This is a genomic window from Devosia sp., from assembly GCF_030689745.1.
Taxonomy (GTDB): domain Bacteria; phylum Pseudomonadota; class Alphaproteobacteria; order Rhizobiales; family Devosiaceae; genus Devosia; species Devosia alba.
This window is the reverse complement of the sequence record NZ_JAUYGL010000065.1, coordinates 1-11,296: the sequence shown is the minus strand read 5'-3', so window position 1 is coordinate 11,296 and position 11,296 is coordinate 1. Positions and strand designations below refer to the sequence as shown.

9 protein-coding genes and 1 pseudogene are annotated in these 11,296 nt (G+C 63.5%); 5 read left to right on the top strand and 5 right to left on the bottom strand.

Translation table 11 applies throughout. From position 1 onward, the window contains the following. The 3 genes from Q8O80_RS05715 to Q8O80_RS05705 form a co-directional block, all read right to left on the bottom strand. Positions 1-717 (bottom strand): CHASE2 domain-containing protein (locus tag Q8O80_RS05715; protein ID WP_305577851.1); only part of this gene is annotated, 717 nt, incomplete at its 3' end. A gap of 57 nt (positions 718-774) precedes the next feature. Further along, the gene (locus Q8O80_RS05710) at positions 775-1,650 is read right to left on the bottom strand and encodes a FecR family protein (RefSeq protein ID WP_305577849.1); all 876 of its coding nucleotides are present in this window, start codon (positions 1,648-1,650) and stop codon (positions 775-777) included. Between the two features lie 445 nt (positions 1,651-2,095). Beyond that, entirely contained in the window at positions 2,096-2,500 is a 405-nt protein-coding gene (locus Q8O80_RS05705) for a helix-turn-helix domain-containing protein (protein WP_305577847.1), read from the bottom strand. A 137-nt stretch (positions 2,501-2,637) separates the two neighbouring features. Here Q8O80_RS05705 and Q8O80_RS05700 point away from each other — a divergent pair, with 137 nt between their 5' ends. The 4 genes from Q8O80_RS05700 to Q8O80_RS05685 all read left to right on the top strand — a co-directional run bounded on the left by Q8O80_RS05700 (position 2,638) and on the right by Q8O80_RS05685 (position 8,273). Further along, complete coding sequence (locus tag Q8O80_RS05700) at positions 2,638-3,513, top strand: NAD(P)H-binding protein (protein WP_305577845.1); 876 nt, start codon at positions 2,638-2,640, stop codon at positions 3,511-3,513. A gap of 285 nt (positions 3,514-3,798) precedes the next feature. Then, complete coding sequence (locus Q8O80_RS05695; protein ID WP_305577843.1) at positions 3,799-6,174, top strand: RND family transporter; 2,376 nt, start codon at positions 3,799-3,801, stop codon at positions 6,172-6,174. Positions 6,175-6,313: 139 nt separating this feature from the next. Continuing rightward, positions 6,314-6,841, top strand: coding sequence for a hypothetical protein (locus tag Q8O80_RS05690; protein WP_305577841.1), 528 nt, complete (start codon positions 6,314-6,316; stop codon positions 6,839-6,841). Positions 6,842-6,932: 91 nt separating this feature from the next. Then, entirely contained in the window at positions 6,933-8,273 is a 1,341-nt protein-coding gene (locus Q8O80_RS05685; RefSeq protein WP_305577839.1) for a diguanylate cyclase domain-containing protein, read from the top strand. A gap of 173 nt (positions 8,274-8,446) precedes the next feature. Here Q8O80_RS05685 and ssb read toward each other — a convergent pair whose 3' ends face one another. Continuing rightward, a complete protein-coding gene (ssb, locus tag Q8O80_RS05680; protein WP_305577837.1) occupies positions 8,447-8,938 on the bottom strand; it encodes a single-stranded DNA-binding protein in 492 nt (163 codons plus the stop codon). Between the two features lie 284 nt (positions 8,939-9,222). After that, complete coding sequence (locus Q8O80_RS05675; RefSeq protein ID WP_305577835.1) at positions 9,223-9,570, bottom strand: hypothetical protein; 348 nt, start codon at positions 9,568-9,570, stop codon at positions 9,223-9,225. 459 nt (positions 9,571-10,029) lie between these two features. Between Q8O80_RS05675 and Q8O80_RS05670 the strand changes: the two are divergent. Then, a pseudogene (locus Q8O80_RS05670) lies at positions 10,030-11,296 on the top strand (excinuclease ABC subunit A); the annotation flags it as partial.

Genomic DNA, 11,296 nt, shown 5'->3' with positions numbered 1-11,296 from the left:
ACCGAAACGCGGCACCCGGAAAAAGTCGCGCAACTCGATGGCGCTGGCGCCGATGATCACCTGCTTGCCATTCAGCAGGGCGGGATCTGCCGAGCCATCGAGAATGGCGGCCACCGACAGGCGGGGGATGGCAGTCAGATCAATACTGTAATCGATCACAATGGATGGGGTGGCCAGTTCGGAATCCGGCACCAGGGTCAACGGCACCGAGGGGATCGACCACAACATGGCCGGCACCGATTTCAGCAGGCTGGTGCCGTCGCCATCCACATTGACCAGCACTGGCCGGGCCAGCGCCTCCAACTGTGGCAGGGGCCGGTTGAGCAGGATTTCGCCCCCCGTTGAGTTCTGCTGGAACGCCGCCAGATAGGCGTAGCCCCCGGCCCGCTCCAAAGCCGCCGCAAAGGCCGCATCGGCGGCGGGGGTGGACGCCACGCTGAAATCGATATCGAACACGACGTCGAGCGCCCCATAGGCCATCAGGCGATCGAGCAATTCGGCGTGGACAGTGCGCGGCCAGGGCCAAACGCCCACAGCCTGCAGGCTGGCGGAGTCAATCTCCACCAGCACCATGTCGCCGCTGACTGGCCGTGAGGACGTTTCAAAACGCCATCCTTGCAGGGCCTGGTCGACAGCGGTGAACCAGCCGAGCCCGACGGCGCTCCATAGCCCGGCAAGCATCACGACGAGGCTGGCGATCCGCACGGCGACTCTCATCGGGCCTCGTCCCCTGGGTCAGGTTTCAACAGAAACCGGCGAGGCGCTGGTCCTTGCTCAGCCCCTTGGCTTGCCATTGCCATTACCACCGGCATTGTCGGACGCGCTATTGCCGTTTCCATTGCTGCCAGCATTGCTGGACTCGCTATTGCTGTTGCCATTGCCACCGGCATTGTCGGATTTTACGTCGGCACTGCCTTTGCTTTTGCTGAAGCGAACGGCGTTGGCCTTGCCATTGTCGCCAGCATTGTTGGCATTCCCATTGGCGCGGTTATTGGCGTTATTTTGGCTGCGTTCAGCAGCCTTGTCATTGCCGTTGCCGCGGCCACTATTGGACATGGTGGTTTCGGTCGTCGTGCCGTTGATGACGGGGACACCCTCAAAGCTCCACACCGATTTGGTGCCCATGCCGTCAACCAGCAGCGGAGCCTCTGTGGTCACCGTTGCCTCCTGCCCGGGGCGGATGTCGCTGACCAGATCATTGATGGTGTCCTGTACCTGCACCACACCGCGACTGACGTCGACGCTCGCGCCACGCTCGTCCGAGCGCACTGTAAACCGCGTTCCCTTGACCACTGCGGCAAGAAACGGCGTCTGCACCGAGAAATGCTGCACATTGCGGCGTTCCACGTCGATCGATACCGCGCCGAAGTCCTGCAACACCGAAGTCATCAAGTCATCGCCGGCATCCTTGATCCGGATCTGGGTATCGCCCTGCAATTCAATGGTTTCAGCGCCACGCGACAAGCCGATGCGGCCATCGCTGCCCGTTCGCAGCAAGCGGTCATCAGCGATCACATCTCCTCGGGCAATCGCTTGCCACTTGCCACTCACCTGTTGGTTCACCTCGCCGCGAACCCGGCTCACCTCCCACTCGTCGGCGACGATGGGTGCTGCAACTAACAACATCAGCAGACAGAGAACCAATCTCATCGGGACACCTCATACGCAGCACCTCAGTATTGAGCTTCAACCCAAGGGCTTGCCAAACCATTACATTGCCCTGCTTGGGAGGCAGATACGGGTCACAACATCAGAAGTGGTAAAGCAATTGGCATGATCGCCCGCAGGTTTGTAGCAATGTCAGTCGCAACCCTGCGATGGGCGTAACCATCGCCTGACCAATGCGGAAATGCAGGACGGGGGAACGACGTGCTCGGTGTGGACTGGAGCTTCATCCAGGGGCCGCCCTCGGCACTGGTCTGGAACCTGCTGGCCGTTGGCGCTAGCCCTTGCGATGCTGAAGCTCAAGCGCCAGCCGCTGGCCTCGATCGGGCTGCAGCGCCTCAACTGGGCGATGCAGCCTCGTGGCGTCCATGATCATGCATCTGCTGGGCAATTCGCTGTTGCTGAATGCCGCGCTTGCCGGTTGCGCAGCTTAGGCCGCCGCGTCGAATGCCACTCTTGCCTGGTCGATCCGGGGATGGTTCTTCGAGGCCCAGTCGATCAGATATCCCACCGGGACGATGATGGACTGGCCCAGCGGGGTCAGCCGGTATTCAACTGCGGGCGGCTTGGTGTCGAAAACCTGGCGCGCCACCATGCCGTCGCGCTGCAAGGTCCGCAGCGTCTGGGTCAGCATCTTCTGTGAAATATCGGGCACTTCGCGGCGCAGTTGATTGAAGCGCTTGGGGGCGTCGGCCAGCGTCATCACCAGCAGCATGCTCCACTTGTCGCTGATACGGTCCAGCACGCCGCGTACCGGGCAATCGCCCAGCGGCAGGCCGGCGGCCTCGTTCCAGCGCTGCACGAACAGGGCTGCAGTTGCGTCGACTGCATACATGGCGGTTACCTCCAGGTGACGTTATGCGGCAAAGGTGCCTCCTTTCCGACCCGCCGTGGGTGTACTAGATAGCACTCTCTTTTCGATACTTACTCTCCGCTGGCCATCAGTTCAAGCGGGGCAATCAGGAGATGCAGATGACACAATTCAAGGACAAGACGCTGCTGGTTACCGGCGCCTCGGGGCATTTTGGCCGGCTTGCCGTGGCGGATTTGCTGGAACGTGGCGCAACCCACGTCGTGGCCGGTACCCGTGACCCGTCCCAGTTGGAGGATTTGGCCGCGCGCGGCGTCGAAGTCCGCCGCCTCGATTTTGACGATGCGGCATCGTTGGCAGCAGGCTTTGCCGGGGTTGATCGGGCCCTCATCATCAGCACCGTCGCCGATAACCGCACGGTTCAGCAGCGCGCGGCGGTTGCGGCGGCCGCTGCCGCTGGGGTGCAGCACCTGGTCTATACCTCCGCGCCCAACCCGCGCCCCAATGCCAGCGGCGGCGGCATTGCCGACCATTTCTGGACCGAGCAGGCCATCGCTGCCTCCGGCCTCGATTTCACTCTGCTACGCAACAATATCTATGCCGACATGACGATTTTCGGCGCGGCATCGGCACTGGCGAGCGGCCAGTTGTTCGACGCCACTGCCGGAGCCGGGCGCAACTACGTCACCCGCGCCGACGCCGCCCGCACCGCTGCCGGTGCGCTGCTGGGGGCTACCGGCAAAGAAGTCTATGACGTCACCGGTCCGGCGCCGGTGACCCAGGAAGAACTCGCCGCTCTCTATACCCAGCTGACCGGCAAGCCGGTGGCGCGGGTGGGTTTGAGCGGCGAACAACTGCTTGGTGGCCTTGCCGCAGCGGGCGTCCCCAGTTTCATGGCGCAATTGCTGGTGGCCTTCGACCTCGATGCCGCCGAAGGCTACCACGCCGTCTCGACCGACACGGTGGAGCGCTTCTCCGGCCGCAAGCCGCAGGCCCTGGCCGACTTCCTCGCGGCCAACCGCGCCGCCCTCGGCTAAGCCCTCCCGCGCGCTGTGGGAGCAGGTGTGGGGGTGAAGGGGTCGCACCAGTGCGGCACTCACCCCCCGCCCAAACGTCGCCCCGGGCGCGGATCCGCCAGCACTGCCTCTGGCTGAGACAGCGCCCGTTATCCGCCCTGCCTGCAGCGCAGGCGCTCGGGCAGTCTCGCCCGCAGACCCGCAACCAGCTGTGCAAGCCGGACCAAGCGGTGCTCGCGCTGCTGGACGCCTCTCCCGCAACCCCGTACCAATCACCACAGGGAGCGCGTTGGGGAGAGTTGCACGGTGTCTGAAGGGTCTTTGCGCCGTCGCCTGTGGGCGCGGGTCGTGCACGATCGCTCGATTGGCTTCGGCTTTGAGCATATCGGGCTGACCACGCTGCGTTTTCCCCGCATCATGGCCCTGGTCGCCCTGGCGTTCACCCTGCTCTGCTTCACCCAATTGCCGCGGGCCAATGTCGACGGCAATTTGCTGCGGGTCTATGCCGATTCCGGCCATTATTACGACGCCTATGAGCGGCTGTCGGACACCTTTGGCACCTTCGAGAACGACATCTATCTGCTGGTCAGCTCGCCGACGCTGACCGAGCCAGCCACGCTGGAAAAGGTGCGCGAACTGGCCTTCGATCTCGAGCTCAACGAGTTCGCCGTCGGCACCATGTCGCCGTTCTCGCTGCGCAAGCCGGTCGGCAATGGCGGCTCGATGCCGGCGGTGCCCGAGGGGATGACCGATGTTGACGAGGTCGCGCTGGCGCTGACCGATCTGCAGCAGAACGATCCGATGATGCGCAATCTGATCAACCCGGACCTGACCGGCATGGTGCTGATCATGTTCCCCAATCAGGCGATGACCCGGGGCGACGGCACCAAGGCCATGCTGGCCAGCCTGCGCGACATGCTGGCCTATTACGAGGGCGGCGACCTCGAGATCGAGCTGACCGGGCCGCCGATCTGGACCTCCGAAATGCTCAATGCGGCGGTTGATGACCAGATCAAGTTCACCGTTTACGGTTTTGCCCTGGGCGCGGTGATTGCGCTGTTCGCGCTGCGCTCGCTCACCGGGGCGCTGCTGGTCGCGGCCACCCCGTTCGTCGCGGTGATGTGGTCGATGGGCACGGTGCTGATGCTGTTCGGCTCGTTCTCGTTTCTGACCATTATCGTCACCACGCTGGTGCTGGTGATGGCGTTTGCCGAGTCTATGTTCTTCATCTTCAACTGGCTGGCCTATTGGCGCGATGGCATGGAGCCGCACAAGGCGGTCGATGCCACGCTCAAGCTGGTCGGCCCGGCCACGGCGCTGACCACGCTGACCACGCTGGTGGCCTTCGCTTCGCTGTATTTTTCGCCCGGCCAGGGCGTGCAGGAGTTCGCCATAGCCGGCGCCGTGGGCAGCGCCATCATGTTCGTCTGCCTGATGACCGTCATGCCCCTGCTGCTCAAGGCGGCGCTGCACCTCGGCTTCAGGCTGCCCAGGCCCCCCAGTTTTGCCCTCAATGCCCCCGTGCCGCTGGCCTGGTTCCTGGCGACCCGCTTCGGGCGGCCGATCACCGTGCTGTCGGCGCTGCTGGTGCTGCTGCTGGTGGTGCCGTATTTCCTGATCCAGCCACGGTTCTCGTTTGAGGATTTCATGGCCACCGATTCCAATGCGCTCAGTGCAGCGGCGGAAATCGATCAGGGCGTGGGCGGGGTGGCGCCGCTCTATGTGCGGGTACCGCTGCGCGACAATGACCCCAATGTCGGCGCCCGGGACATCGAGACGCTGCGCCGCGTGCACGCGATCGTCGAGGCCGAACTGGGTGACAACAAGGTCATCTCGGTGGCCAGCATGTCCAACTACACCGATAGCGGTTTCAGTCGCGAGGAGGTGCTGGATTCCATCGGCCCCTTCATGAAGCGGCGCTTCGTCACCGATGACGGCACGCAGGGCCTGGTGACCGGCTTCATGCCCACCATCATCCAGAGCGACGCGCTCAAGGCGATGGTGGCGCGGATCGATGCCGAGCTGCTGGCGGCCGGCATTGCCGGGGCCGAGATCGGCGGCTTTCGCGTGCTGACCACCTTTGCCACCGATGACATTGTCCGCTCGCTGCAGGCCTCGCTGGCGGTCAGCGTCATCCTCAATATCGCGCTGATCGGCTTCGCCTTCGGTTCGGCGCGGGTGGCGATGGCCTCGATTGTCCCCAATCTGTTCCCGATCCTGGGCACCGAGGCCTATCTGTGGGTGAGCGGGGCCGGGCTGCAATTGACCACGGTGATTGCGCTGACCATCGCCTTTGGCATTGCCGTCAACGACACCATCCATTTCCTCAGCCACTATGTGCATGGGCGGCGCGAGGAATATCGCGATCATATCGGCGCGATCAGGAACACCCTTGAGCGCATTGGCGGGGCCATCGTCGCCACCACGGTGATCCTGTGCGTCGGCACGGCCATCGTGGCATATTCCGATCTGCCGCAGGTGGCGCTGTTCGGCCGGCTGTTCGTGCTCTCACTGGCGCTGGCGCTGATCGGGGATCTGTTCATGCTGCCGGCCATTCTGGTGGCCGGGGCGCGCTTCTTTCAGCCGCTGGCCAGGATTCGGGTCCGCACCGCCGACCACGACGCCACACCCGATGATCCCGCCGGCGATACGCGCACGGGCCGCCTGCTGCCACCGGGCTGACTGCCGCTTGCGAGCAAATGGCGGGGGCAGCTACATTGAGGGCGGCATGATTCTGGCCGGCAGCGCGCCACCAGAGCTGCGCCGCATCGGTTTGCGCCCCCGCATGGCCGGGCCATGCTTTAACTGGAGATGTGACGCGATGAACGGTTTTTATCAGCTGACCCGGGCGATTGCCGCCATCGGCCTGCTGGCCATGGGTGGTGCGGCCGCCGCCCCCGCCTATGCCGGCCCGGCCGAACTGGCCCTGCTGCAATCCTATCTGGGTGATTGGCGCGGGCGCGGCGTGCTGGTGGGCGCCAATACCGAAACCGTTCTGTGCCGCCTGTCGCTCAAGCCAGGCAATCAGGACAAGGTCAATTACAGCGGCCGCTGCAGCCTGGCCGGCACCCAGCTCTCGGTCGCGGGCACCATGGCCTATATCGCCGCCAGCAAGCGCTACGAGGCGGTGATGAGTTCGAACGCCACCTTTACCGGCGTTGCCATCGGCCAGAAGCGCGGCAATGGGCTGATCTTCAATCTGCGCGAACGCGACCAGGATGAAGAGGGCAAGGAACTGGCGATCACCGCCCAGATCAATCTGGCGCGCGACGCCATCAATGTGGTGTTTGAAGTGATCTATGTGGAGAATGGCGACAGCCTGCGCGCTGACGTGCCGTTCAGCCGATAAACGGTACAGCCGCGCATTTTCATCGCAAAGACGAAGAAGTGTTAACGGGCGCTGGCTAAGTTGACGCGGTCCTGAACACCGAGTCCCCCTATTGACCAGTCAGCACGCCATTCATGCGCGATGGGCCCCGTCCCAGACGGAGACCGCGCCCCCCGATCCGCTGCTGTCGACCTTGCACCGGCTGCGGGTGCTGCTTGGCGTCGAAAGCGCCAGCCTGACCCGGGTTGACGCGGACAGATTGCGGGTGCTGGCGGCAGTTGGCGCGACAGACCTGCTGACCGACCTGCAGCCGCTGCAACTGCAGACCCTGCGCCACACGGGACCGCTGATTATTGCCGACACCACCAGCCTGGACACTGCCGCCCCTGTGGCGCGTTTTTATGCCGGCCTGATCCTGCCTGCCGGCGACCCCGGCGCCCCGCTGCTGCTGAGCCTGGTCGATAGTCAACCCCGCAGCCCGGCCATGGCCTATAGGCTGGCGGCCCTGGCTATTGACGTCGCCAGTGCGGCCACCATCGCCCGCCAGGCCGGACAGATCACGGTGCTGCGGAGCGAGCAGGAACAGGAACGCGAGATGTTCAATCGCGCCTCCCAGACCGCCAGAATCGGCGTCTGGGCCTGCGATCTGGCCGATAACAGCCTGACCTGGACCGACAGTGTCTATGATCTGTTCGAGCTGCCGCGCGGCGCACCCCTCGAGCGTGCAGCAACCGTCGACTGCTACACGGCGGCATCCCGCATCGCCATGGAAACGGCGCGCGCCAAGGCTATCGCCGAGTGCAGCGATTTCTGCGTCGACGCGGAAATCATCACTGCCAAAGGCACACGCCGCTGGATGCGGCTGACCGGTTCGGTCGAGGCGCACGATGGCGTGGCCCGGCGCATTTTCGGCATGAAGCAGGACATCACCGAAGAAAAACTGCTCGCCGACCGGACCCGCTATCTGGCCGAAACCGATGTGATGACCGGACTGGCCAATCGCAGCCAGTTCCAGAACCAGCTCGCCGACCTGAGCGGCGTCACCCATGGTGCCCCCGTCACCAGCCTGCTGTTGATCGACCTCGATGGCTTCAAGCAGATCAATGACACCCATGGCCACGCCGTGGGCGACGACTGCCTCAAGGAGGCTGCGGCGCGGCTGGTCGCCTGCTGTCAGGGCGCCGCATTGGTGGCCCGCATTGGCGGCGACGAATTTGCCGTATTGCCGGCCGGCGATCATGGTGTGGCCGATCTCGACGCCTTGGGCCAGTGCATCGTGCATGCGGTGGGCGGGCCGTATCTGCGCAACGGGCAGACCATTACGCTGAGCGCCTCGGTCGGGGTGGCCCTGAACACCGGCGGTTCGCCCGAAGACCTGTTCCGCAAAGCCGATATCGCGCTCTATGCGGCCAAGGCGGCCGGACGCAATACGATGCGCCGGCACGCCGACTGATCTGGTTGACCGGAACGGGCAAAAGGGCCGCTGATGCGACCCCTTTGACATGTTCTGCTCGGCGGTGAAGCCCGGAGCGAATGGGCCCCACAATGGCTCCACTGTTTCGCTCGAAACGGCGACCGTCAAAGAGCTTGAGCGATTTCGCCGTCTCTGCGAAACGGTGATATGTCCTAGAACGGAATATCGTCGTCCATGCCGCCGGGCTCGAAGGCCGGGGCGTTGGCCTGCGGCCGACGGGCGCCGCCGCCACCGGCGCCACCACCGGTGCCTCGGAAGCCGCCACCATCGTCGCCGCCGCCGCCGCTGTCGCCACGACCATCAAGCAGCGTCATGTTCGAGTTGAAACCCTGCAGCACGATCTCGGTGCTGTATTTGTCAGCGCCCGATTGATCCTGCCATTTGCGGGTCTGCAACTGGCCCTCGATATAGACCTTGGAGCCCTTCTTGAGATAGCTCTCGGCGACCCGGGCCAGACCTTCCGAAAAAATCACCACGCGGTGCCATTCGGTCTTTTCGCGGCGCTCGCCGGTATTCTTGTCTTTCCAGTTCTCGGAGGTGGCGATCGACAGATTGACCACCTTGCCGCCACTGGGCAAATTCCGCACTTCTGGATCGGCGCCAAGATTGCCGACCAGGATCACCTTGTTGACACTGCCTGCCATCGCTCATTCCTTTTTCAATTCAGTCCCGGTCTGCGTGGTCGCGGGACGCTTACTTACCGATGGTTGCGGACCAGCCAACCCCGGACGCGGCTGCTTGATCGGAGTCCGCATGCCGCACTGTTCTAGCGCTTCGCCCGGCCGGGCGCGCGCCTGAACAGCATGTTTTAAACACCTAAGAAACGACTGCCGCTGCCCAATCGCACCTTAGGTTCATGCTATGTTCTGCTGCGGATAATTGTCAAGCGTCCCGTGCCAGCCGGCGCGGGACGCTTGACGGCGCGGGATCAGGCTGGCTTGAGCGCCTGGGCGCAGGCGTTGGCAAGGTCACGATTGGGCGCGTCGGCGCCCAAAGGCGTCGCCCACCCCGCTTTTTCGATGATGCCGCGTCGGGCATAGGTCGAGGCTTTGCCCAGCTCGGCCATCACCGCCACGCGGTTGCTGTCGCTGGTGGACTGCTCCACGCAATAGGGGGTGAGGGCCGCGGTGACATCGCTCGCCGATTGTTTGGCTGCAAGCTCTTGGGCGCTACCGCCAGTGACCCAGCCACCCCAGCTGAAGCCAATGATGGCAAGGGCAACGGCACCGGTCGCCGCACCGTAAAGTGCGGGTTTCGTCCATTCGGGAATTTGCATGAAAGTCCGATCTATATCGGTAAAGGCCGCAGTATTGCGACCACGGCAAAACCCTAACATGGCTGGCGCCCGAGCGCGAACTTGCGGCCAAAGCAAGGCAGACGCCCCCTGCCTCACGCTGCTGACACAGCTTGTCAGCAGCCCTGCCCCAATGGCAGAGCCACTCATGGGAAATCGCGCATGGACAATACCAATCGTTCCGGCTCTTTGCCTTGGGGTGAAACGGCATGTCGCGCTTGACCGAATCTGTATTGTTCCTCTTATGTTCCAGGTGTTATATGCCGCTTTGGCAAGGTGGAGTGGACACGCTAAGGTGACTGCAGCGCCGGGCCGCCATGCGCGGAGCCGACTTGCGGCAGTGGCCCGCAATGCCTATTTTCTGGAGCTTCCCGCCCTGCCGACGACCGTTTGACCGCTGTGCTGCCAACACTCTGGCGCACCGAGCCATGGACTTGATTGATGACGCCAAAGCCCAGCCTGAACCGAGAGATCATCGTGCGCGGTGCCCGCGAGCACAATCTCAAGGGCATCGACCTCAAGTTGCCGCGCGACAGCCTGATCGTCATGACGGGCCTTAGTGGTTCGGGCAAGTCCTCGCTGGCTTTTGACACCATCTATGCCGAAGGGCAGCGCCGCTATGTGGAATCGCTGTCAGCCTATGCGCGGCAATTCCTCGAAATGATGCAAAAGCCCGATGTCGAGCACATCGAGGGCCTGAGCCCCGCCATTTCCATCGAGCAGAAGACCACCAGCCGCAATCCGCGCTCCACCGTCGGCACGGTCACCGAGATCTACGACTATCTGCGCCTGCTGTTTGCCCGCGTCGGCGTGCCCTATTCGCCCGCCACCGGTCTGCCCATTGAGAGCCAGACCGTCACCCAGATGGTCGACAAGACTCTGGAACTGCCTGAGGGCACCCGGGTCTATCTGCTGGCGCCCATCGCGCGCGGTCGCAAGGGCGAATACAAGAAGGAACTGGCCGATCTGATGCGCAAGGGCTTCCAGCGCGTCAAGATCGATGGCGAGTATCACGAGATCGAGGATGCCCCTGCCCTCGACAAGAAGCTCAAGCACGACATTGAAGTGGTGGTCGATCGCCTGGTGATCGGGCCCGATATTGCTGGGCGGCTGGCCGAGAGCTTTGAAACCGCACTGAAGCTGACCGATGGCATCGCGCTGATCGAATTTGCCGACCAGAAGAACGAAGACGGCACGGCACGGCAGCAGACGTTTTCAGAAAAATTCGCCTGCCCGGTCTCCGGCTTCACCATTGCCGAGATCGAACCGCGCCTGTTCTCGTTCAACAATCCCTTTGGCGCCTGCCCGGTCTGTGACGGCCTGGGCACCGAGCGCAAGATCGACGCCGACCAGATCGTGCCCGATTCCAGCCTGTCGATCCGCGCCGGGGCCATCCTGCCCTGGTCCAAGACCAGTGCGCCCTATTACATTCAGACGCTGTCGGCGGTGGTGAAACTGTTCGGCGCCTCCACCGAGACGCCGTGGAGCGACCTGCCGTTCGAGGTGCAGCATGCGGTGCTGTATGGCACCGGCCGCGAGAAGGTCGATTTCGTCTATGACGATGGCCTGCGCCAGTACAAGACGTCCAAGGCCTTTGAAGGTGTCATCGGCAATCTGGAGCGGCGCTACAAGGAAACCGAAAGCGCCGGCATGCGCGAAGAGATCGAAAAATACATGTCGGCCAAGCCCTGTATCGCCTGTGGCGGCT